This is a genomic window from Colwellia sp. BRX8-7, from assembly GCF_014077275.1.
Taxonomy (GTDB): Bacteria; Pseudomonadota; Gammaproteobacteria; order Enterobacterales; family Alteromonadaceae; genus Colwellia_A.
Map to the genome: position 1 here is coordinate 36,372 of NZ_JACGVP010000020.1, position 23,422 is coordinate 59,793.

At 37.6% G+C, this 23,422-nt stretch carries 23 protein-coding genes; 9 read left to right on the top strand and 14 right to left on the bottom strand.

Features of this window, described 5'->3' with window-relative positions; genetic code table 11:
• The first annotated feature begins 27 nt into the window (after nucleotides 1-27).
• The 3 genes from H4J57_RS17010 to H4J57_RS17020 are packed head-to-tail and all read left to right on the top strand — an operon-like array spanning nucleotide 28 to nucleotide 1,404.
• Complete coding sequence (locus H4J57_RS17010; protein ID WP_182243698.1) at nucleotides 28-609, top strand: DUF2975 domain-containing protein; 582 nt, start codon at nucleotides 28-30, stop codon at nucleotides 607-609.
• Nucleotides 609-818, top strand: a complete 210-nt coding sequence (locus H4J57_RS17015) for a helix-turn-helix transcriptional regulator (RefSeq protein WP_070376211.1) — start codon at nucleotides 609-611, stop codon at nucleotides 816-818. The genes H4J57_RS17010 and H4J57_RS17015 overlap by 1 nt, the downstream gene beginning before the upstream one ends.
• A 13-nt stretch (nucleotides 819-831) precedes the next feature.
• Complete coding sequence (locus H4J57_RS17020) at nucleotides 832-1,404, top strand: outer membrane beta-barrel protein (protein WP_182243699.1); 573 nt, start codon at nucleotides 832-834, stop codon at nucleotides 1,402-1,404.
• Between the two features lie 26 nt (nucleotides 1,405-1,430).
• On the opposite strand, the gene H4J57_RS17025 is transcribed toward H4J57_RS17020, so the two are convergent.
• A complete protein-coding gene (locus H4J57_RS17025) occupies nucleotides 1,431-2,699 on the bottom strand; it encodes an MFS transporter (protein WP_182243700.1) in 1,269 nt (422 codons plus the stop codon).
• Nucleotides 2,700-2,840: 141 nt separating this feature from the next.
• On the opposite strand from H4J57_RS17025, the gene recR reads away from it, so the two are divergent.
• Together recR and htpG are read left to right on the top strand one after the other, a co-directional pair.
• Nucleotides 2,841-3,446 carry a recombination mediator RecR gene (gene recR / locus H4J57_RS17030; protein WP_070376214.1) on the top strand — a complete coding sequence of 202 codons (606 nt, stop codon included), beginning with the start codon at nucleotides 2,841-2,843 and terminating at the stop codon, nucleotides 3,444-3,446.
• A gap of 178 nt (nucleotides 3,447-3,624) precedes the next feature.
• Nucleotides 3,625-5,586: a molecular chaperone HtpG gene (gene htpG, locus H4J57_RS17035; RefSeq protein ID WP_070376215.1), complete on the top strand. Its 1,962-nt coding sequence runs from the start codon at nucleotides 3,625-3,627 to the stop codon at nucleotides 5,584-5,586.
• Nucleotides 5,587-5,650: 64 nt separating this feature from the next.
• Here the strand turns inward: htpG and H4J57_RS17040 are convergent, their stop codons facing one another.
• The gene (locus H4J57_RS17040) at nucleotides 5,651-6,097 is read right to left on the bottom strand and encodes a DUF255 domain-containing protein (RefSeq protein WP_182243701.1); all 447 of its coding nucleotides are present in this window, start codon (nucleotides 6,095-6,097) and stop codon (nucleotides 5,651-5,653) included.
• Between the two features lie 285 nt (nucleotides 6,098-6,382).
• Nucleotides 6,383-8,962: an ATP-binding protein gene (locus H4J57_RS17045; RefSeq protein WP_070376217.1), complete on the bottom strand. Its 2,580-nt coding sequence runs from the start codon at nucleotides 8,960-8,962 to the stop codon at nucleotides 6,383-6,385.
• Between the two features lie 688 nt (nucleotides 8,963-9,650).
• Here H4J57_RS17045 and adk point away from each other — a divergent pair.
• Together adk and H4J57_RS17055 are read left to right on the top strand one after the other, a co-directional pair.
• Entirely contained in the window at nucleotides 9,651-10,295 is a 645-nt protein-coding gene (adk, locus tag H4J57_RS17050; RefSeq protein WP_182217507.1) for an adenylate kinase, read from the top strand.
• Nucleotides 10,296-10,509: 214 nt separating this feature from the next.
• Nucleotides 10,510-10,911, top strand: a complete 402-nt coding sequence (locus H4J57_RS17055; RefSeq protein ID WP_182217508.1) for an MAPEG family protein — start codon at nucleotides 10,510-10,512, stop codon at nucleotides 10,909-10,911.
• Nucleotides 10,912-11,022: 111 nt separating this feature from the next.
• On the opposite strand, the gene H4J57_RS17060 is transcribed toward H4J57_RS17055, so the two are convergent.
• From H4J57_RS17060 to hisG, 11 genes are all read right to left on the bottom strand, one after another.
• Nucleotides 11,023-11,484 (bottom strand): GNAT family N-acetyltransferase, encoded by a 462-nt coding sequence (locus tag H4J57_RS17060; RefSeq protein WP_182243702.1) that lies wholly within the window; start codon nucleotides 11,482-11,484, stop codon nucleotides 11,023-11,025.
• A 244-nt stretch (nucleotides 11,485-11,728) separates the two neighbouring features.
• Nucleotides 11,729-12,025, bottom strand: coding sequence for a hypothetical protein (locus H4J57_RS17065; protein ID WP_182222471.1), 297 nt, complete (start codon nucleotides 12,023-12,025; stop codon nucleotides 11,729-11,731).
• Nucleotides 12,026-12,172: 147 nt separating this feature from the next.
• Nucleotides 12,173-13,057: a hypothetical protein gene (locus tag H4J57_RS17070; RefSeq protein WP_182243703.1), complete on the bottom strand. Its 885-nt coding sequence runs from the start codon at nucleotides 13,055-13,057 to the stop codon at nucleotides 12,173-12,175.
• A gap of 149 nt (nucleotides 13,058-13,206) precedes the next feature.
• Nucleotides 13,207-13,827, bottom strand: coding sequence for a bifunctional phosphoribosyl-AMP cyclohydrolase/phosphoribosyl-ATP diphosphatase HisIE (gene hisIE, locus H4J57_RS17075; protein ID WP_182217514.1), 621 nt, complete (start codon nucleotides 13,825-13,827; stop codon nucleotides 13,207-13,209).
• Nucleotides 13,821-14,597, bottom strand: coding sequence for an imidazole glycerol phosphate synthase subunit HisF (gene hisF, locus H4J57_RS17080; RefSeq protein WP_182243704.1), 777 nt, complete (start codon nucleotides 14,595-14,597; stop codon nucleotides 13,821-13,823). The genes hisIE and hisF overlap by 7 nt, the downstream gene beginning before the upstream one ends.
• Before the next feature lie 61 nt (nucleotides 14,598-14,658).
• Entirely contained in the window at nucleotides 14,659-15,396 is a 738-nt protein-coding gene (gene hisA, locus H4J57_RS17085; RefSeq protein ID WP_182204062.1) for a 1-(5-phosphoribosyl)-5-[(5-phosphoribosylamino)methylideneamino]imidazole-4-carboxamide isomerase, read from the bottom strand.
• Nucleotides 15,393-16,016, bottom strand: a complete 624-nt coding sequence (hisH, locus tag H4J57_RS17090; protein ID WP_259366887.1) for an imidazole glycerol phosphate synthase subunit HisH — start codon at nucleotides 16,014-16,016, stop codon at nucleotides 15,393-15,395. The genes hisA and hisH overlap by 4 nt, the downstream gene beginning before the upstream one ends.
• Nucleotides 16,016-17,098 (bottom strand): bifunctional histidinol-phosphatase/imidazoleglycerol-phosphate dehydratase HisB, encoded by a 1,083-nt coding sequence (gene hisB, locus H4J57_RS17095; RefSeq protein WP_182217517.1) that lies wholly within the window; start codon nucleotides 17,096-17,098, stop codon nucleotides 16,016-16,018. Before hisB ends, hisH begins: the two co-directional genes overlap by 1 nt.
• Before the next feature lies 1 nt (nucleotide 17,099).
• Complete coding sequence (gene hisC / locus H4J57_RS17100) at nucleotides 17,100-18,206, bottom strand: histidinol-phosphate transaminase (RefSeq protein ID WP_182222473.1); 1,107 nt, start codon at nucleotides 18,204-18,206, stop codon at nucleotides 17,100-17,102.
• 2 nt (nucleotides 18,207-18,208) lie between these two features.
• On the bottom strand, nucleotides 18,209-19,507 hold the full coding sequence (gene hisD / locus H4J57_RS17105; RefSeq protein WP_182243705.1) for a histidinol dehydrogenase: 1,299 nt from the start codon (nucleotides 19,505-19,507) through the stop codon (nucleotides 18,209-18,211).
• A 92-nt stretch (nucleotides 19,508-19,599) separates the two neighbouring features.
• A complete protein-coding gene (gene hisG / locus H4J57_RS17110; RefSeq protein ID WP_070376230.1) occupies nucleotides 19,600-20,499 on the bottom strand; it encodes an ATP phosphoribosyltransferase in 900 nt (299 codons plus the stop codon).
• Nucleotides 20,500-20,994: 495 nt separating this feature from the next.
• Here hisG and H4J57_RS17115 point away from each other — a divergent pair, with 495 nt between their 5' ends.
• Both H4J57_RS17115 and H4J57_RS17120 read left to right on the top strand, forming a co-directional pair.
• Nucleotides 20,995-21,351, top strand: coding sequence for a hypothetical protein (locus H4J57_RS17115; protein ID WP_182243706.1), 357 nt, complete (start codon nucleotides 20,995-20,997; stop codon nucleotides 21,349-21,351).
• A gap of 97 nt (nucleotides 21,352-21,448) precedes the next feature.
• The gene (locus H4J57_RS17120) at nucleotides 21,449-23,377 is read left to right on the top strand and encodes an ATP-dependent DNA helicase (protein WP_182243707.1); all 1,929 of its coding nucleotides are present in this window, start codon (nucleotides 21,449-21,451) and stop codon (nucleotides 23,375-23,377) included.
• Nucleotides 23,378-23,422 lie beyond the last annotated feature (45 nt).

Genomic DNA, 23,422 nt, shown 5'->3' on the forward strand with positions numbered 1-23,422 from the left:
ATTGAATAAATTTAGGTTATAAGTTTTATGTTAGCGCATCATAGGATCAGCAAAGTAAGTAAAATAGTTAGGGCACTCGTTGCGCTATTTGTTGTTATGCAAGTTTTCAGCTTTACGTTTTTATTACTATTTGGGGTTAATAATGAAGGCACCTTTGAGCTAACTGACAATTTTTCATTTATTTCTTCAGCGGCCAATATCGACTTTTCAGGTAGCTGGGAAAATTTAGCGTTAGCCTTAACCGATGAAGGTTTTAACGCTTTGCTTATACTAGGCAGTGCAGATTTGTTGCCAAGCCTTTTAATTTATTGGTCTTTGTTTAAGTTATTTGGTTTATATCAGCAGGGTTTAGTATTCACTGTCGCCAATATTCAATGCATTAAAAATATTGGTACTGTGCTATTAGCTTGGATTGCCTTAAAGCTTCTTTATCCGATAGTGGTGACCTTAGTATTACGATTTTCAGGAGCTTCTAATACGTTATCGTTATACATAAGCTTAGGCTCTGATGAGTTAAGATTTTTATTAATTGGTTTAGTGATATACGTGATAGCTTGGATAATGAGCGAAGCGACTAGCTTGCATCAAGAGCAGGAGTTAGTTATCTAGTGGCTATGATTATAGAACTGGACGTTATGCTAGCAAAACGTAAAATGAAATTAAACGATCTTGCTTTGTCAGTAGGCATAACGCCACAAAACTTATCTGTACTTAAAAGTGGTCGAGCAAAAGCGATACGGTTTTCAACGCTTGAAGCCATTTGCCAAACACTAGATTGTCAGCCAGGCGATATTTTACTTTATGAAAAAGATCAATAAACAAGGAATGAAGATGAACAAATCTATAGCGATAATGATTACCTGTGGAGCCTTAGTGAGTCACCTAGTAAGCTTTTCGGCAATAGCAACTGATGAGGAATCGTATGCTTTTGTTGGTTTTGGTCTAAGCCATTTTGATAATTTAGCTAACTTAGCCTTAAGTGAGACTGAAATTGATCTTGTTCCTGAAGTTTATCTTGGTGTAGGTAAGCGTTATCAATTGAATGACGACTGGCAGCTAGCGACAGAGGTTTCAATTCATTATGCCAAAGCACATTTTAGTGGCTTAGCTGAAAATGTTGACGCCAATCATTTATCTAAAGAACGGCAAGTTTCTTCGGGTAATTATCAATCACTGGGATTATGGGCAACTTCTCGTTTTAACTATGTTAGCTTAAGTGATAATGTCTCACCATTTATTGAACTAGCCCTTGGCGCGGTGCAAACGAACCAGAGTGCACTTTTTGGTGAAGAAAAAAATCAGCAAATTGCTTATAAAGCAATCGCTGGTCTAGAGTTTGAGGTAGCTGAAAAAATGACTTTTTCTATTGGCGTTGGTCTTTCAGACAACGATGACCACCTGTAAATAAGTTGATACTATTATTGGTATCGCTAAGATTGAGCTGCCTTGTTGGTGGCTTTTTTTCTGTCTTTAATATAGTAAAACCAAGTTACTGCAAAGAGTATGGCAATAAAGGGCATACTCGTAAGAACTACTGTATGCCAACCCGCTTTAAATAAAACCCAACCAGCGAGTAACGATGCAGTTGCTTGTAAACCAAAAATAATAAAGTCATTAATTGCTTGTACTTTGTGTCGTTCACTCGGCTTATAACTTTGCGGCAGTAAGGTTGTTCCGGTCAAAAATAAAAAATTCCAACCTATGCCTAATAAAATCAGTGCCCACCAATAGTGCATAACCTGCTCGCCAGAAAGCGCCACAACAGCGACTAACGCATAAATCACTGTGCCAATTAACATTAAGCTTTTCAAGCCGATTCTTTTTACTAACCAAGCGGTAAAAAGTGAAGGGATAAACATCGCGGCAATATGGCTTTGAATTACCCATTTTGTCTCGTGTAAACTATGACCGCTCATCTGGTGCATGCTCAAGGGGGTTGCTGTCATTAAGTAACTCATTAAGGCAAAACCAATGGCCGCTGATAATATTGCAATAATAAAAATAGGTTGTTTGATAATTTCACTCAATGGGCGAGTGTCGCCCACTTGTTGATGAGATTCAATCTGGGTGTTTTTAAAATTCAGCATAATAATCATCGCACAAACGATTAATCCGGCTAACACTAAAAATGAGCCAGCATATCCATAGGGAGATGCTAACCAATCTTTCGCGACTACGGCTATTTCAGGGCCTAGAAAAGCGGAAAAAATGCCACTTAGCATTAAAATCGACAACACGGTTGGAATATCTTTATCGTCCTTAATACTCTCAATTGCTGCAAAACGTAATTGCTGGATAAATGAGGTACTAATACCAAAGAGTAAACCAGCAAAGACAAAGAGTTCAAAGTTAGCAATAAGTGCAGAGACCATTGCCGTTAAGGTCGCAACTAAACCAACACTATAGCCGGTAAAAATCGCAAAGCGGCGACCTTTATTTTTTGCCAACATAGCCGCGGGAATAGCACCACAGGCTACCCCTAAAATCATCACGGTAACGGGTAGGGTCGCTAAAGAAGGATCACTTGCCATACGGGTCGACAATATACCGCCAATAAAAACAATCACCGGTGATGCCGCCATAACAAGGGGTTGGGCAATAAAAAGCAGCCAAATGTTTTTAGGTAAAGTGAAATATCGTGATAAGAAAAAAGCGCTGACAATGAGTAAGGCTAAGGTAATAAAAATATTGGATAACATAGCGATTCGTTTTGATAATTATTCTTGGACTATCATAGCGTATTATTTTTAGTGACGAGAGAATAATTTATCTTGGTTTTTATGCTTCAACTGATAAACTGCCTGCGTTGAAAATTAGCTAAACATTGTTTTAAGGTTGTTATGAAATTTAGTCCACTGGTTCAAGAATTAATCAACTCACTTAAATGTTTACCGGGTGTTGGCGCTAAATCGGCGCAGCGTATGGCGTTTCATTTACTTGAACGTAATCGTATTGGCGGCGCTAAGCTTGCGGGTACATTAAAAGTGGCGATGGAAAATATTGGTCATTGTTCACAATGCCGAAATTTTACTGAAGATGATACCTGTGAAATTTGCCAAAGTGCTAAGCGGCTTATAAACCAGCAGCTCTGTATTGTTGAAAGTCCAGGTGATGTTATTGCTATAGAACAAACCGGGGAATTTCAAGGACGTTATTTTATTTTAATGGGGCACTTATCGCCGCTAGATGGTATTGGACCGGATGATCTTGGCTTAGATATATTAGAGAAACAGCTGGCGACAGATCAGTTTAAGGAAATTATTTTAGCAACCAATCCAACGGTTGAAGGAGAAGCTACCGCACATTTTATTGCCGAACTGGCTAAAAAATATCAAGTGGTTATTTCTCGAATTGCCCATGGTGTGCCTGTTGGTGGTGAACTTGAATATGTTGACGGTAACACCTTATCTCATGCTTTATCAGGACGTAAGAGCTATTCATTCTAATCTTGAGTAAATTTATGCTTTGAACACATATTCAAAGCATATTTTTAAATTTATTTTACCTAAGAAACATCACATTCCCTTGAAATAATTTCTCTTAGCCCCACATGTTATCTATCAACGTGAGCATCATATTTGCATGTTCTCTTTTAAACACCGATAAATGTAGGATATATTTCAAATGTCAGAAACAGGCCAAAAAGAAAATCATCAGTTTGCAACTGATAACGCTAAATTACTTAAATTAATGATCCATTCACTTTACTCAAACAAAGAAATCTTCTTACGTGAGTTAGTGTCAAATGCGGCCGATGCTGCTGACAAACTTCGCTTTAACGCACTATCAAATGCTGATCTATACGAAGGTGATGGTGATTTACGCGTACGTGTTAGTTGCGATAAAGAAAATAATACGCTTACCATTTCTGATAATGGTATTGGTATGACGCATGATCAAATTATTGATCATTTAGGTACTATCGCTAAATCAGGTACGGCTGAGTTTTTCTCGCAACTTTCTGGCGATCAAGCTTCAGACTCACAACTTATTGGTCAATTTGGTGTTGGTTTTTATTCAGCATTTATCGTTGCCGACTCAGTAACTGTGCGTTCTCGCGCTGCTGGTGTTGATGCATCCGAAGGTGTTGAATGGACAAGTGCTGGCGAAGGTGAATTCACTACAGCTAAAATTTCAAAGACTAATCGTGGTACCGATATTATTCTTCACTTAAAAGAAGAAGAGCAAGAATACGCTGACGATTGGCGTTTAAAATCAATAGTCACTAAATACTCAGATCATATTTCTGTTTCTGTTGAAATGCTAACACCAGCAGTTCCTGGTGTTGAAGCCGTTGCTGAAGTTAAAGATGACGAAGACAATGTTACTGTTCCAGCTGCTGAAGCCGTTGCTGAAGTACCTGCCAAATGGGAACCTGTCAATAAAGCCACTGCATTGTGGACTCGTGAAAAATCAGAAGTTTCTGATGACGAATATAAAGAATTCTACAAGCATGTATCACATGACTTTGGCGACCCACTTGTCTGGGAGCACAATAAAGTAGAAGGTAAAACTGAATATACATCATTACTTTATATTCCAAGCAAAGCGCCATTTGACATGCATAACCGTGAAAAACAACATGGTTTAAAGCTATTTGTTCAACGCGTATTTATAATGGACGACGCTGAACAGTTTATGCCTACATATTTACGTTTTGTAAAAGGTTTATTAGATTCAAATGATTTACCGTTAAACGTTTCTCGTGAAATTTTACAAGATAACAAAATTACCCAAGCGATCCGTAAAGGCTGTACTAAACGCGTACTTAAAATGCTTGAAAAACTAGGTAAAAAAGACAAAGAGCAATACCAGTCATTTTGGAACGAGTTTGGTCAAGTATTGAAAGAAGGCCCAGCAGAAGATCAAGGTAATAAAGAGCAAGTTGCAAACTTATTACGCTTTGCCTCAACAGAGCATGATACTGCGGTTCAAAGTGTTTCAATTCCTGAATACGTAGAACGTATGAAAGAAGGACAAGAAAAGATTTACTATGTTGTTGCAGACAGCTTTGAAGCGGCTAAAAACAGCCCTCATTTAGAAGTTTTCCGTAAAAAGGGCATAGAAGTATTATTAATGTCTGACCGTATCGATGAATGGTTAGTGAGCCACTTAACAGAAGTTGATGGCAAGCAATTACAATCGGTCACGCGTGGTGGTTTAGACCTAGGTGATATGGAAGATGAAGAGTCAAAACAAGCACAAGAAAAACTTGAGCAAGAGTTTGATTCTGTTGTTACCCGTATTAAAACATCATTAGCTGGTAAAGTGAAAGATGTTAAATTGTCGCAACGTTTAACTGATTCTCCAGCTTGTATCGTTGCCGATGAGCACGACATGAGCAGCCAAATGATGAAGCTCATGCAATCAGTTGGACAAGAAGTACCTGACGCATTACCTATCTTCGAAATCAATGCAGAGCATGAGTTAGTAAAACATGTTGCTAATGAAACTGATGATGAAAAATTCAATCAGTGGACGCAAGTATTGTTTGAACAGGCGATGTTAGCTGAGCGTGGTAGCTTAAAAGACCCAGCAAGTTTTGTTGCACGTTTAAACAAATTAATGTTGAGCCTTACTAAGTAAGCTTTTAATATTTCTTAGTGTACAGATTAAAAAAAAGGAGCTTCGGCTCTTTTTTATATCTAATTCAGTCTACTTTATTTGTGGCTTTATTTAACAGTGTTTGTAGTTGCTCAACACTTTTATAACCATGACTCAAGGAATATTGGTCACCGCGAACGATCATCACCGCTGGAAATCCTCTAAAAGTAAGCTGCTCACCTTTGTTATCTTTAAGATCGTCAAAAACAAAACTTGAAAGCATAAAGTTGATAGTTTCTCTAACAGGAATAAACTGCTCATTCAATATTTTAGCAAGAGCGGGATCTGTAAAAACATCTTTTTCCATTGCTGCACAGGTTGTACAAAAGCGCATTTTAGCAAAGACAAAAATTGGTTTTGTTGAGTCCATTGCACGCGCGTCTTGATAACTATGCCATTCAACTTGAGTGGTATATAAAGTTGATGAAATACCCGCATAGAGGCTAGGTATTAAAATAATGGCGGCAATTATTGCGATAAAAAATTTATTCATGGGCTTTTCGATAATATAATTGAACAAGTACCCACTAGACCCACTATCTAAGTATATGCTTTCATTTGAGTTCATTAATTTAAAGCTGAACGTTAATACTCAACGCAATATCAAGATGAACGCTAGCAGAGCCTGTTATTTTGACCTATAACAATTATCTTATCTCACCATAAAATTGGCATTATCGTATCGGTTATTTGCAGCCTAAAGGCATTAAAAGTTAACTAAGCATGTAGTAACCATAAGTTACTTCTCTCTATAGGTAATGGCGTTAATTTTTAAAGTTCAGTTATCAATATCACTGGCTTTATTGGTCTGGGCACTTGTTAAAAATTTTTGCAATAGTGTATAAATTTCCTGAACGTCAATGGGCTTGCCTAAACAATCATCAAATCCTGCTTGTCGGTACTTTTTAATATCGTGGGCCATAACATTCGCCGTTAAGGCAATAATTGGGATATTTGGATTGCTTTTTTTAATCGCCTTACACGCTTCAACGCCATCCATATTTGGCATTTGAATATCCATAAAAATTAAATCAGGTATTAGTTTGCCGATTTCTGCTATTGCCTCTATGCCATCATTTGCAATACGAATGTTTGCTTTAGTCGGGCGTATAACAGCATTAAATACTTTTTGATTTATTTTGTTGTCTTCTGCCAATAGAATATCGAATCCCTGTGCCTGTGGGGCTTGCGTTTTTTTCAATGCTAACTTGCTATGACTTTTCAACGTAGTTTTCTTTAATGGCAATACCACACTAAAAATAGAGCCAACATTTTCTTCACTAATGACGTTAATGTCACCCCCCATCAAGTTTGTTAATTGCTTGGCAATAGACAGACCTAGACCCGTACCACCATAATTTCTTGTTGTGGAAGTATCTGCTTGTTCATAACGGATAAAAAGTTTTTTAATTTGAGCTGGTGATAATCCAATTCCCGTGTCTTTGACTTCGAAAACCACTTTCTCATCTTTCTCCATAAGCGTTATGCTAACTTCACCTTTAGGGGTAAATTTAAGCGCATTAGAAATTAAATTTACAATAATTTGTCTTAACCTTATCGGGTCCGTTAACCAGTAAGTACAAAGATCTTCTTCTATAGTAAAAATTAAGGTAATACCTTGTTGCTCTGCTAAAAAAGACAGTTCTAAAATAATAGATTTGAACAGTTCACCAATGTTGGTTGGCAGCGATTCTAAGCTAATATTGTTTGATTGGATTTTAGATAAATCTAAAATATCATTAATAATTGTAATGAGATTTTTAGAGGAAATAATGCCGATATCAACTAATTCTTTTGATGAGTCAGATAAATTTTCTTGTTTTAATACTTGTAGTGAGCCTAAAACACCATTCATTGGTGTGCGGATCTCATGACTCATGTTTGATAAAAACTCGCTTTTAGCTTGATTCGCCTTTTCAGCTTTCATCGTTGCTTTTTCGGCATCTATCTTAGCTTCTATTGCCAATGATTTTGCCTCACGCAAACCGACCTCGGCTTTAACTCTTGTTTCTACTTCATGTTTTAGTTTTAAATACATTTTGTATTGAAAGATAACTAAGATAAAAATAATAAATAATACCGTCGCCAATGTGATACTGGCTTGTTCAGACTTCAATAACAGTTGTTCGACAACTATTCTGCTTTTTTGTTCTTCATCAATGACTTTCTTGAGGGTATTCCTAACATCAATAATATTATTTTGCTGGTTGGTTTTTATTGTTAAGTATTTTTTCCACCAAAATTTATCTTGCAAAGCTTTTGCCTTGCTATAGTCCTTACTGTTAAAGGCGAGTATTGATTCAATTTCTATAAATTCATCAGGGGTAGCTAAGTCGGGTTGAGCATCAAAGTAGTGCTTTGCTACATCGAAATAATACCGTGACATTTGCTCGTTTTGTTCAGTTGCATAATAAAATGACAATACAGTATTTAACCAAGCCTGCCAAAATTCATCATCAGTGGTAACTGATTTTATATAGCTTATTGTTTCAGTAGGAACATTTTCTTTAAGCCGTGCTTTATTATCTAAGTAGGCTAATAAAAGTAGCACTTTACTGCTTTCATCTGTTTCTTCTTTGGCGAGTTTTAGTAACTCATTAGCCACACGATTGGCAATAATAATTTCGTTAACACCGGTTAAATGCCATTGTAAATTATATAGAAAAGACGCTTTATTAATAACGTAATTATGTTTGTTTGATGAGCGTAATAACCGCAGAGTTAAATTAACATATTCATTTGCATCTTTAGAAATAGCAGAGAGTGCCCAAAGCATGGCAAATTCTTCGAAAGAATAATTTGATTGTCCGATTATTTTTTGCAGGCTATTACGCAGTATCTGATTTTCTAAAATAGGAAAATCTTCTCTAATAGCTGTCATGGCTAAGGCTATATCATAATGAATTTTTGCGCGCTTGCTTATTAATGTTGGATAAAGTGTACTTAATTTTTTATGTGCGACGTCGGATGAGTCTTGTAAGTTTACTTCTCCGACGATTAAATAAATAGCGGCAATATTTTTCGCACTTTTATTTTTAATCTGCTCGGCTAAAATACTGAGACGTTGACTACAAATTTTTACCTCACTGTATTGATCGGCAAACATGCTATAAACACAAGATTGAATCAATAAGTTTATTTTTTGGTTATCGTTATCAATACTGGCCAGGCGAGGAAATAGTTTTTCTTGAAAATAGTCTGTTGAATATTGTTGTTGGTTTAACAAACTTATTATTTCATCAACATCTTCACCCACTATGTCTTGTGCAACAACAGAAGTTATCGTTAATAAATTCGCGACAAGGCAAAATATAATAATAAAAAAAGAGTTTCTACAACATCTATGTATCTGATTCATTGCTGCTTTCCATAAGGCTGATCGCGGAACTACATGTTATTACCACATAAATTTATATAGTTAATACTGTCAACAAGCAATAGGGGTAACCACCTAGAAGCGGTTATTAAAAGTATGCTTAACGCTTTATTTTATATATAAAATATATTGAGTGTGAATAAATTAATTTTTTACACTCAACCACAATGACTCATCAGTAGGTTACAACGCAAGCTTTACCTTTACTGATCCTAATAAAGGTAAGGCACTGAGTGTTTAATCATTTTTTTGGCTGCTCTAAGCTACATGATTAACGTATTGCGTATCTATGGAAATCTCACAGTAGAAAAGGGTCATTTAAATTTACTTATTACCCAAGTGCTAGGAGATTATATTTTTATCGCAAGTTTTTTCTTTATAGTAAGTAAGACTCATTAGTCCTTATTTGCTTGTCTCTTTGTTGATTATAATTTTGGGTATTATCTTTAAATGCCTTATATCACCACTATAACCCCATAGACTTTAGTATAAAAAATAGCTTTTTAGTGCCTTTTTTGATGATAGAGCGGTAATGCTACTTGTCTGACTACAATTGAACTTGTATAGTGTTGCACAATCGAAAAAATACTCATTTGGCTGTTATATTCGAGACGTTTTGACACCAGTACAACAGCCTAATTAGTATATTAAACATATAAGGCAATATTTTATGCGCATTATTTTATTAGGTGCTCCGGGCGCTGGCAAAGGCACTCAAGCACAATTCCTAATGGCTAAATTTGGTATTCCACAAATTTCTACGGGTGACATGTTACGTGCTGCTATTAAAGCAGGTACTGACCTGGGTAATAAAGCTAAAGCAGTGATGGATGCTGGACAATTAGTTTCTGATGATCTGATTATTGGTTTAGTCAAAGAACGTATTGCACAAGATGATTGTAAAGCAGGTTTTTTGCTTGATGGTTTTCCTCGTACAATTCCACAAGCAGATGCGATGAAAGATAACGGCGTTTCAGTTGACAGTGTCGTTGAATTTGATGTTCCTGATGAAGTCATTGTTGATCGCATGAGTGGTCGTCGTGTTCATGCCGGTTCTGGTCGTGTTTATCATTTAGTTTATAATCCGCCTAAAGTTGAAGGTAAAGATGACAATACCGGTGAAGACTTGTCTATTCGTCCTGATGATGAAGAAGCCACAGTCCGCAAACGCCTGGGCATTTACCATGAGCAAACTAAACCATTAGTGGCTTACTATCAAGATGAAGCAAAAGCGGGTGCATGTTCGTATTTAACGATTGACGGCACTAAACCTGTAGAAGAAGTCAGTGCTTTACTTGCTAACGAATTAAATTAATTCGGTTGATTTTATAAGCCCTTTATTAACAAGTAGCTAATAACGAGCTTATAAATACCTAACAAAAAATTCGCTTCGGCGAATTTTTTTGTTTTTATTGGCTGTGAAAAATAGACAGGGTAATTTTTCTTAAAATAATAGCCTTTTAGGCTATCAAAATTAATTTTAAAACGTAAACTATTTTCCCTCATCTATAAATATAAGAAGAAATTTCATGGTAGTAAGTTTATCGATAACAGGCCTCTACACGAGTTTGTTGGCGCTTTTATTTGTTGGTTTAGCCATCAATATTATTCGCCTACGTTTACAGTTTAAAGCCGGTATTGGTGACGGTGGTCATCAACCCCTTGCCAAAGCAATTCGTGTACATGGTAACTTTGCTGAGTATATTCCTATGGCGTTAATAATGTTGGGTATTTATGAGGTTAACGGGGCGAGCCCGATAGTACTGCACGCCTTAGGTGCGATATTATTTATTGGCCGTATTCTGCACGCCGTAGGACTTTCAAAAACTACTGGGGTTTCTAAGCAGCGTCAAATAGGTATGTTATCACTATTCCTTGTTATGCTTATTCTAGCCGTTGAAAATATCCGCTTATTTATTACTGCAGTTTAGCGAGTACTACACTCTTTTGAACTAATACATAACATAACTCAAATAAGCATGCATACTGCAATGCTTATTTGAGCGCTACGCTTGTAATAACGGTTTAAAACACCTGCTTATTTATTGAACAACTTTTAACATGGCGATGTGCGGAATATCATCTTCAAGATACATAGCAGAAACACGTTCAAAACCGTGATTGCCATAAAAGCTTTCAAGGTGCTCTTGGGCTGATATTTTAATTTGTTGATCTGGAAAATATTGCTGACAAACGGTTAACGCCTCAGCCATTAACTGGTGACCTAAACCTGTCCCTCTCGCATGACTGGCAACAATAACTCTGCCAATAGCAATATATTCGCGGTAACTTTGGCCTTTTGCTAAAATACGCAAGTAACCAGCAATCTTACCCTCTAGGTAACAAAAGAGGTGAACCGTATCCTCGTGCCGGTCAATATCATCAATATCAGCATAAAAACAAGTTTGCTCAACCACAAAAACATCAATACGAAGCTTTAATATTTCATACAGTTCATCGATATTGAGCGCTTTAAAATGCTTCACTTGCCAAGCTACTTTCATTAAACCTTACCTATTGTGATTATCAGGAAACAGTTTATTTTTTCATGATTTATCTACTAGGTAAAGTTAATAACACCCATTTTATTAATTAGCAGGGTTACTTTATTAGCAAAGCCAATGCTCAAGATAAGCTTACTGGCTTTAATAGTGAGATATTATAAATATTAAATATCTAACGCATTAATAGCTAGTTTCATCAGTAGACGTCCTCAGATAATGAGTCATATTGGCATAATACCTAGATTTAGTGGTGAAGTACCTGTAAGTAGCCATGATAACTTTTACTGATTAAATAATTTGAAATTTCTTGTCGATATTCATTAACATCTATGTGAGGGAATTCGATATACATCGTTTCTTTTAAAGAAATCTCATCAAGAAAGAGTATGTAACCTAAAGGTAAGTAGGTGGGGGAGAAGTTATTTTTAAAAATTGTTATGCGAATTTCAGCTGCGGTATAGTATTCTTTGCACCCAAAATCACGTTCTAGTGTTGGCAATAATTTTGTGCCATAACTTTTTATTGACCAGTATTTAAACATTGCTATTCCTTAGCTGTTTTTAACATCCATTTTCTGCTGGAAAAATATACGCTATTCTCTGTAAATGTCAATGAAAATAATGAATTACTGAATTTTTTATGATGTTTAATAAGGGCTGTAGGACATAATATGCAGATAGTACAAAGATTAGTTTAGGTTTAATATTTTGACTTTATCAGGACTTACAAAAAAACCGGCTTGTGTAAAAGCTTGTACAATTCTATGCTGACTTCGTAATTTCTTTAACCCGATATTAATGGCTTTAAATGCGATTTTTCCGTGAGGGTGTTTTGTACTAATAACAAAGTGGCGACTGTCTTTGAGCTCTATAGCAACACCTTTTACCGGCACTAAATGAATTTTATCCATTGTAAAGGATTGATCGGGTGTCGAATTAAAAGGCATTAATAAGAAGTCTATCCAACCTAGGTTTACCATGCGAGCTTGGCTTAGCCACTCATCTTCGTGGATCAGCTCTTTTAAAGACAATAACTTTAACGTTTGCCAGTCAGTACGCCATTTTGGCGTAGAAACGGCAGTAAATTTTTGCAGGTCATCGAGTTCTGTTATAGCTAAAACAGCATTATTACTTGGGCTGGTGTATATACCGGCAATGTATTCGCCTTGTCGGATAACTGCATCAGAAGTATAAACACTGTCATTAAGTGCTTTGGCATCAGCAAGCCAATAAGAGTCAAAACTAATGAGTAAGCGTCCTGATGCCAACATCTTAGTATTTCTAAAGTTAATTTTACCTGTTGCATATTTGAAGCTGTGTTCAAAACCACCTATTTTTAAAGCTTGCTGGGCGATAATCATATCGACAACATCGCGGCGGATATTTTTTCCTGAAAAATTTTTAATTGTATGCACATCCCGACCATTTAAGAAGGTCATATAATCTTGGTAAACATCATCACGAATGAAGACTAAGATATCTTCTGCTTTTGTAAGGGGACTAAATAATGAACTCTGTATAAAGAGCAAGGGTATAAGAACAGTGATTAATTTTGTAAATATTTTTAATATCATGAGTGTTAAATAACTCTATGTCGGAGCGTATAAAAATCTTTTTCTAAATTATTTATCCTTAGACGTAAAATTGAGTATAGCCGCTTAATTAAAGAAAGATAGCTGTTGATAAAGTGTCTTATAAACAACTATCTTAAAGTTAACTCAGCTTACTTGTTATGTCGTTTTTGTAGTACTGCCATCACCTCAGATACTTCAATGTTTTTATCTTGAAGTAAGACGAGTGTGTGGTAAAACAAATCAGCACATTCACCGAGTAAGTCTTCTTTGGTTTCAGCAACCGCAGCAAGTGCAACCTCAACGCCTTCTTCGCCCACTTTCTGTGCTATTTTAGTGGTGCCTCGCGAAAATAAATGCGCGGTATAACTGCTTTCAGGATCGCAACCTTTACGGCTAGCAATCACTTGCTCTAATTCGCTAAGGAAGTTTTGCTGCGTTAATTTTTGTTCTGGAAAGCATGACTCAGTTCCTAAATGACAGCTTGGTCCAATAGGTCGACAAGCAATTAACAAACTATCGTTATCACAATCGGTTAGAACCTGGCTAACATTAAGAAAGTTTCCTGACGTCTCACCTTTCACCCAAAGTGCTTGTTTTGAACGACTAAAAAAAGTCGCTTTACCCGTTGTTAATGTTGCTTTGAGGGATGCTTCATTCATATAACCTTGCATTAAAACGGCACCCGTATCTTGATGCTGAATAATTGCTGGTATTAAGCTTTCCATTTTAGCCCAAGCTAATTCATTGATGTTCTCTAGGGTAACTAGCATAATCTTATCTCTATATTTTGATTCTTCAATGTTTGTTTTAATTGGTTTATCTCAATGATACCTTTATGGAAAACACTTGCAGCAAGTGCGCCATCTACATCGGCTTGTTTGAAAACGTCAGCGAAATGCGATATTTCACCGGCACCGCCTGATGCTATCAAAGGAACATTACACACCGCACGTGCTTTTTGTAATTGCGCAATATCATATCCTTGGCGAACACCATCTTGATTCATACAATTTAAAACGATTTCACCTGCACCACGTTGCTGAACTTCTTTGATCCAATCAAAGGTTGTCCACTTGGTTTGTTGGGTGCGATTTTCATCTCCAGTAAATTGATAAACTTGATACAACCCCGTTTCTTTATCATAAAAACTGTCAATGCCGACAACAATACATTGCTGACCAAAAACGTCAGCCAAACGAGAAATCAAATTAGGGTCACGCAAGGCAGGGGAGTTCACTGATATTTTATCCGCGCCCATCATTAAAATTTCTTTTGCGTCTTGCTCTGTTTTTATACCACCGGCAACACAAAAGGGAATATCGATGACTTCAGCAATACGGCTAACCCAGCTTTTATCAACCACTCTATTATCTGAGCTGGCGGTGATATCATAAAAAACTAATTCATCAGCACCTGCGGCTGCGTATTTTTGGGCGAGTGGTACAATATCACCAATAATTTCATGGTTTCTAAATTGGACACCTTTAACAACTTTGCCATCACGTACATCGAGACAAGGTATAATTCTTTTTGCTAACATAAAACTTCAACCTTTGTACTTTGCTTAGACAATAAAAAACTCACGGTTTCAAGCCCATAATTTAAGCGTTTGGCCAGCATGCAATCGCCTCCTCAAGTGTGAATTTACCTTCAAGTAACGAACGACCTAAAATAACACCGCTGACACCAGTTGGAATTAAAGCCTTAATATCGTCAAGGCTGCCAATACCCCCTGAAGCTTGCCATTGGATGTCAGGATATTTTGCGCAAACCTCGCGATACAAATCTACATTGGTGCCTGTTAACGTACCGTCTTTACTGATATCAGTACAAAGTACGTGTTTGATGCCAGCGTTTTGGTATTGAGCAAGCAGGTCTTCTAAATTAACGCCACTGTCCTCAATCCAACCGTGTGTAGGGAGTGTTTTATTGCCAGCAGCATCAATTTTAATATCCAGTGCTAAGACAATTTTTTCACATCCATAGGTTTTTAACCACTGAGTCACAAGTTCAGGTTGTTTAATCGCTAAACTCCCAATGACTACACGGTCTGCACCTAATGCCAGTAGCTGTTTAACATCGTCTTCACAACGAATTCCACCACCGACTTGAATCGTCATCGTTGGATGCTTGACGACGGTCTTTAAGGTTTCAAGTTGGCGCTTTGTTGAGTCTTTAGCACCGTCTAAATCAACGAAGTGCATTACGGTTGCCCCTGACTTAGCATAGGCTTGTTGGCGCTCTTGCACTGTGTATTGGTAATTAGTTTTTTGGCTGTAATCACCTTGAAATAATCGTACGACTTGGCCATCGATTAAATCAATTGCTGGGATCATCATAGGGCTAACTCCAAAAAATTCTTAATAATTTTACTACCTAATTTACTTGAACGCTCGGGATGGAACTGGCAGCCAATGAAATTATCTTTGGCAATCACCGCGGAGAAGCTAGAGCCATATTGACAAGTTGCTAAGGTGTATTCACTTATTGGCGCGGCAAAGCTATGAACAAAGTAAAAGTAGTCACCTATATTTATGCCTTTAAATACCGGGTGATCGCCAACAGATGTTAATGTGTTCCAGCCCATATGCGGTAATCTATTATTTTCAGCATTGAGCGGTATAATATCGGTATGAATAATACCTAAACAGTCAACTTTTTTGCCATCGCTACTTTCTACAGACGAGTCACACATTAACTGCATACCTAAACAAAAGCCCAACACGGGTTGAGTTAAGTTTTGCAAGGTTTCAACCAGTCCTTTAGCGCGAATGTTTGCCATAGCATGTTTCGCTGTGCCAACACCTGGCAGTATCACTTTGTCGGCATTTTTAATAAGAGTAATATCGTCAGTGATGGTCACTTGAAAGCCTAAACGTTCTACAGCAAACTTAACCGAAGAAAGATTGGCACAACCAGTATCAACAATAACGTTCATCATTGTTTTTTCAACAGACATCACAGGGTACCTTTCGTGCTAGGTAGCACATCACCACTTACCGTAATGGCTTGACGTAATGCTCGACCAAACACTTTAAATAAACTCTCTACTTGGTGATGGCAATTACCTTCGGTTGTTGAAAGGTGCAAGGTAATAGCCATAGAGTCAGCAAGTGAACGGAAAAAGTGTGAAACCATTTGCGTCGACATATTGCCTACTCGGTTATCAGTAAAATCAGCATCAAATTCAAGCCACGGACGACCCGATAAATCGATAGAACATTCAGCTCGACATTCATCCATCGGCAGAACAAAGCCAAAACGACCGATACCACGTTTGTCGCCCAATGCTTTCCTTAGTGCTTGACCAAGTGCCAGAGCGGTATCTTCAACGCTGTGGTGCTCATCAATGTGGTAATCACCATCGACACTGACCTCCAATGAAAAACCACCATGGGCAGCAATTTGCTCAAGCATGTGATCGAAGAAGCCTAATCCGGTGTTAATTTTTACTGTACCGACTTTATCTAAATTAACCGCAACGTTAATATTGGTTTCTTTAGTGGTACGAACAACTTTAGCTTCACGTTCTTGTTGGTTCAATAATTGTGCTGAAATTGCCAACCAATTTAAGCTTTCTTTATTATATTTTATACCGCGAATACCCATGTTAGCAGCAAGTTGTATATCGGTATCACGATCGCCAATCACAAAAGAGTTTTCGAAGTTTACTTTTCCTTGCTGTAAGTAATCACTTACTAAGCCAAGTTTAGGCTTACGACAACTGCAATTCTCATTGTCAAAATGCGGACAAAGTAATACATCGTCAAATATAACGCCTTGTGAGGAAAAAATATCCATCATCTTGTTATGAGGTAAATCAAAGTCGGCTTGTGGATAACTAGTCGTTCCTAAGCCATCTTGGTTTGACACCATAACTAAGCGGAAACCCTTTTTTTGCAGTGCTAATAACACTGGAATAACGTCAGGCTCAAAAACCAATTTTTCAAGTGTATCTACTTGCTTATCAGAAACAGGTTCTTCAATTAAAGTGCCATCTCTGTCGATAAATAGTATGTTTTGTTTTTTTGTATTGAGCATTTTATATCTCTTTTACTGCATTGATAATCGTTTGTTTTAGGAGCGATAATTCACGTTCGCTACCTATGCTAATACGTAAACAATCGGCTAATTGTTGTTGCGCAGATTGGTCGCGAATTAAAATACCTTGTTGTTTTAGGCAATCGAAAATAAAGTTTTTAGTGTCAGTATCTACGGCGCGAAATAAAATAAAGTTTGCATCACTGTTAAAAACTTTAGCACACCAGTCTTGGTCTTTCAGCCAATCAAATAATTGGCGACGTAAAATCACCGTTTCTTGAACACGGATACTTACTTGTTCAAGCGCTAATTTTGCTAATGCTTTACTGGCAATGTCTGCTACTGGTGCAGAGATAGGGTAAGGGGCGATAACCTTACTCAGCATAGTAATAATATCAGCATTAGCTAAAGTAAAGCCACAGCGTAAACCCGCTAAGGCAAATGCTTTTGATAACGTTCTAAGAATCACTAATTGCGGGTAATCTTTTAACCAGCTTGCGGTACTATTTTCAGGACTAAATTCAATATAAGCTTCATCAACAACAACAATTGCGCTATCACCAAACATCTCAAGTACGGTTCGAATTGAATCTGTTGTTAATACATTACCCGTTGGGTTACCTGGTGAGCATAAAAAAACAACTTTAACTTTACCCACTTGAGCTTTTATAGCCTCAATATTAAGTTGGTTATCAACTAGCGGTACGCGCATTATATTTGCGCCGTGATTCTCTGCGCTAATGGCATACATACCATATGTTGGTGGACAAATTAAAATACTGTCTTGATAGGCTTTACAAAAGGTACGTATGATAAGTTCAATACCTTCATCAGCACCGCGTGTAGCAAGAATATTAGCAGGGGACAATCCGGCATATTCACTATAAGCATTGATTAAGTTGTCAGGTTGAAAATCAGGGTAGCGGTTAATGCAATTGCTATCTATAGCATATATCCCTGGACCTGATGCTTCATTGGCATTAAGCCAAATTTTATTACTATTCGCAGACGATGTGTCACTTCCACTTGCATAAAGTCGCCTTGCTGATTGGTATGGCACCATATCAACAAGTTCCTCACGGGCAAGTTTATCAGCTATTGTTGACATGATTATTCCTCTAACCTGATGGTTACTGCTCGTTTGTGGCCGTCTAGTCCTTCGGCATCGGTGAGCTCAGTTATACATTCGGCAATATTTAATAAGCCTTGTTTAGTGATCTCTTGCACAGTAAATCGTCGAGAAAAATCGGCCAATGATAAACTAGAAATTACTTTAGAATAACCATAAGTGGGTAAAACATGATTTGTACCACTGGCGTAATCGCCTGCGGACTCTGGCGTGTACTCACCCACAAATATTGAACCTGCGTTGCGTAAGGTTTTTAATAGCTCTTGAGCATTATCGGTTTGAATAATTAAATGTTCAGGAGCATAAATATTTGAAACCTCAACCGCTTGCGACAAACTTTTTACTAAAATCAAACGACTTTGTGTAAGCGCTTGTTCTGCTATCTCTCGACGAGAAAGTACCGCGACTTGTTTGAGTAACTCATTTTGAACGTTAGTAATTAATTCGGCACTGTCAGATAATAAGATAACTTGGCTATCTGGTCCGTGTTCAGCTTGAGAAAGCAAGTCAGCTGCGACAAAGTTTGCTTTTGCATTGGCATCGGCAATAATTAACACTTCAGAAGGACCCGCTGGCATATCAATGGCAAAACCATTTACTTGTTGAGCAAGTTGCTTTTTGGCTTCGGTAACGTATTTATTACCTGGCCCAAATATTTTATTGACCGGTTTTATTGTTTCTGTGCCAAAAGCCATTGCTGCACAACCATGCGCGCCACCGACTGTGTAAATTTCATCAATTTCACATAATTTTGCGGCCACTAGAATTTCGTCAGCAAGGTTACCATTGATATCGGGAGGGCAAACTAAAACAGTACGCGGACATTGGGCTAACTGTGAAGGTACACCAAGCATTAGAACCGTCGATGGTAAAGGTGCAGAGCCTGCCGGAATATATAAACCAACACTTTCGATTGCTTCAGTTTTTAAGGTACAACGAACGCCTGGGGATGTTTCTACAGTAATGTCGTCACATATTTGTGCTTGGTGAAAGCGCCTAATCTGACCATAAGCCGTTTCAATGGCTTTTAATCTTTTACTCGACAATGCTGCTCTGGCTGCGGTTATTTGTTCATCAGTAACGGTTAATGTGGTTAGTTTTACACCATCAAATTTTTCCGTTAATTCATAAAGCGCTTTGTCACCATTTCGTTTCACGTTATTTAATATGTTTTCAACTTGCTGTGAAAGTAAACCACTCTCACTTATCGCGGGTCGAGCAAGTGCTGTTTGTTGCTCTCTTTTTGATAATGCTTGCCAATCGATCATTTTATTTATCATTACTTTTAACCTTAATACTTTACTTACCGTGAAAGGTACCCTAGATTTTTGGGATCATAGCCGTGGCGATGCAATCCCAAAGATGACGCGCATTAGCCCATCATTTTTTCAATTGGCATAACTAATATAGAGTTACAACCGAGTGCATTGAGTTTTTCCATTGTTTCCCAAAAAAACGTTTCGGTAGCAACAACATGAACAGCAACTAAATCATCGCGACCTGCTAAAGGTAAGATTGTTGGAGTTTCTTTACCAGGCATTAAGGCACTTACTTCGGCAATTTTATCTTTTGGCGCATGCAACATAATGTATTTGCTTTCTTTTGCTTTCATAACACCTTGGATGCGTGGCAATAAGGTATCAAGAATACTTTGTTTTTCGCTACACAAAGTACTCGCTGTTTGAATAAGCGATGCTTTAGATTTAAAAATCTCTTCTACTTCAACTAAACCATTAGCTTCTAGTGTAGCGCCGGTTGAAACTAAATCACAAATACCGTCAGATAAACCTACTCGCGGAGCAACTTCAACAGAGCCTTTTAATAAACAAAAATCAACATTGATGCCTTTTTCTTTAGCATAACGATTGAGTAGTTGAGGATAAGTCGTTGCAAAACGTAAGCCGTCTAAACTTTTGACGCCCTGATAATCAAAGCCTTCAGGCATCGCAATAGATAAACGACAACCACCAAAATTAAGCTGTGAAGTTCGAATGTATTGAGACTTTTGCCCCATCAATTCACGTTCTAATGCCGCTTCTTCTAGGGTGTTGTCACCAACAATACCTAAGTCACAAACCCCGTCCATCACTAAGCCTGGGATATCTGAGCTACGAACGCGCATTATATCGATAGGCATATTAGCAACATGTGCTAACAAACGTCGATCAGTAACATTGAGTGTTAAACCACAACGTTTGAGTAAGGCTTGAGTGTCGTCACTTAAACGACCTGATTTTTGCATAGCGATGCGTAAGCGAGTTTCTGTAGTCATGTTTGTATTTCCTTTAATAAAGCGTTGGCCAAAATTCTAGTACGTGTATATACAATTTCAAGGCCTATAAAATGCGAAAAACCCCCGAGAGAGATAGACTCTTTCGGGGGTTAAATCTGAGTTATACAACTCGCCGAAAGGTCACAGCCCCTCAGCGAATAAACCTGAGCAGCTAATCGATATGGTGATGATGGCGATGTAATGTGCTTAGGTTGATATTCATATTGTACTCATAGTTTGTTTTGTTATTTAACGAGTAAGTGTCATTCACTTTACAGGTTAAATGGGTTAAATAATCTGACGAAAAATTTATTCGGTGACGATTATTCTCTCATGGCTTTTACAGTACTGATTATTTTTATAATGAGCAAGTAATAAATAAACACTTCTTATAAAATAATCGCATAAGGTAATAAAGAATTGTCTAAAATAGTCGATACTTAAGTAAAATAGCCGATACTTAAGTTAAGAATTTAATAAAAGGACCTATAACTGATGGATATTTTTACCACCGTATTAACACGTGTTGTATCGGTGCCGATTAAACCTGAACGTCTGCGTGTAAAACCACTGACTAAAGAAGCTGCAATTAACGAGCTGACTGATGATTTGGATCATCTTGAAAATCATGAGCATTACGTTGTTTTAGCTAAAAAAGATTCTGATCAAAAAGAACATCAGCAAAATAAAAAGAAGCATCAATCAACGTCTGCTGTGATTGCCGATACTATTGTGGATAACACCCATGATGACACCGATAACGTGATCACTCATAAAGATGAACTGACTCACCCTAAGAAAAGTCATGATGAACCTGATGAAGATATCACTCATTTGGATATTTTTGTTTAAGTTTTTTACTGGGCAACTCGCTCATTAATCGAATGTATATTTCTCTCTGGCTTTTTATTCTTTATACTGGTGGCAATATTTATCAGTAGTATTTTCTATGACCCTAGTTGAACAAGCATTTTCACCCTCAGGTATTCTCGCTAAAGTACTTAACGGCTATTCTCCTAGGCAGGCGCAAATTGATATGGCGATAGATGTTGAACGCGCCATCTCACAAAAGAGTTGCTTAATTGTAGAAGCGGGCACAGGAACAGGAAAAACCTTTGCTTACTTGATCCCATCTTTACTCTCTGAAAAAAAAGTCATTATTTCTACCGGCACTAAAAACTTACAAGAACAGTTGTTTCATAAAGATATACCGCTTATTCGTAATGCTATGGCAACGAATACGCAGATTGCTCTATTAAAAGGGCGGGCCAATTATCTGTGTATATATCGCCTTGAACTTTATGTAAAAGAGCGTGGTCAGCTAGATGCGGCAATGTTGACAGATTTTGTCAAAATTCGTACCTGGGCAACGTCGACTCGCAGTGGTGATATTGGCGAAATAGTCGATGTCGCTGAAGATTCTGGCATTTTTCCTTTTGTTACCAGTACCACAGATAATTGCTTGGCAAAAGATTGTCCTAACTTTGACGACTGTTACTTAGTGCAAGCTCGAAAAAAAGCAATTGATGCGGATGTTTTGGTTGTTAACCACCATTTGTTTTTTGCTGATATGGCCTTAAAAGACACTGGATTTGGTGAACTTATTCCCAAAGCAGATGTGGTGATTTTTGACGAAGCCCATCAAATACCTGATATCGCCAGTGAATACTTTGGTGACGCTTTTTCTACTAAACAAATTCTCGATTTATGTTCTGATGTTATTCAAATATACAAAACAACCTTAACCGATGTGAAACAATTAGGCAGAGCTGCAGAGAAGTGCCAAAAAGCGGCGCAAGAATTTCGTTTACTCTTTTTTCATGATCCTGAACGCGGCAACTGGCGAGAAAAATATGCCCAGCCAAGGTTTCAACAGGCCTTTGCTGCACTAAAAACAGATTTAGACTTTCTCTATCAAGTGATCAAGTTATGCATTTCTCGTAATGAAGCCATTGATAATTGCTACGATCGTGCCGTGGACATACTCGCGAAATACGACATTATGGCAAACGTTGATATCGATGGTATGAGCTTTTGGTATGAAACAACACGGCGGCATGTGGTCTTACATTTAACACCATTGAGTGTCGCCGACAAATTCAGTGATTATATTGCTAACTCTGAAGCGGGTTGGGTTTTTACCTCAGCTACGTTGGCGGTAAATGGTGGCTTTGATCACTTTTCTCAGCAATTAGGTTTAAATATAGCGAAAACGAAAGCAGCGACCTTACTTGTTGATAGCCCGTTTGATTATCAATCGCAGTCACAGCTAATTGTACCGCGCTATTTACCTGCTGCTCAGCACCATAGTCGAGCACTAGCACTCGCTGAATTAGCGATACCGTTAATAACAGCAAGTAAAGGAGCTTGCTTTTTATTATTCACTAGCTATCGGATGTTAAACCAAGTTGCAGATATTTTAGCGGAAAAGATTGAATCACCCTTATTAGTGCAAGGGCGAATGAGTAAAGGACTTTTGTTAGCCGCTTTTATTGACAACCCACAAGCGATTTTATTAGCAACCGCCAGTTTTTGGGAAGGGGTTGATGTTAGAGGTGACAAATTAACTTGTGTCATTATAGATAAACTTCCTTTCGCTTCACCCGATGACCCGATGTTGCAGGCGCGCTGTGAAGATGTTCGACGGCGCGGAGGTGATCCTTTTGCTGAAATCCAATTACCACAAGCTGTTATTGCATTAAAACAAGGCGTTGGTCGTTTAATTCGAGATGTTACCGACCAAGGTGTCATGGTAATATGTGATGATAGATTAGTGAATCGTCCTTATGGCGAAGTTTTTTTAAAAAGTTTACCTATGATGAAGCGCAGTCGAGATATTGAGCAAGCGAGTGAATTTCTTACTTCACTATCAGAGTAATAGTTAATTTAAATAGTAATAATGATAAGTATTAGAGAGAATAAT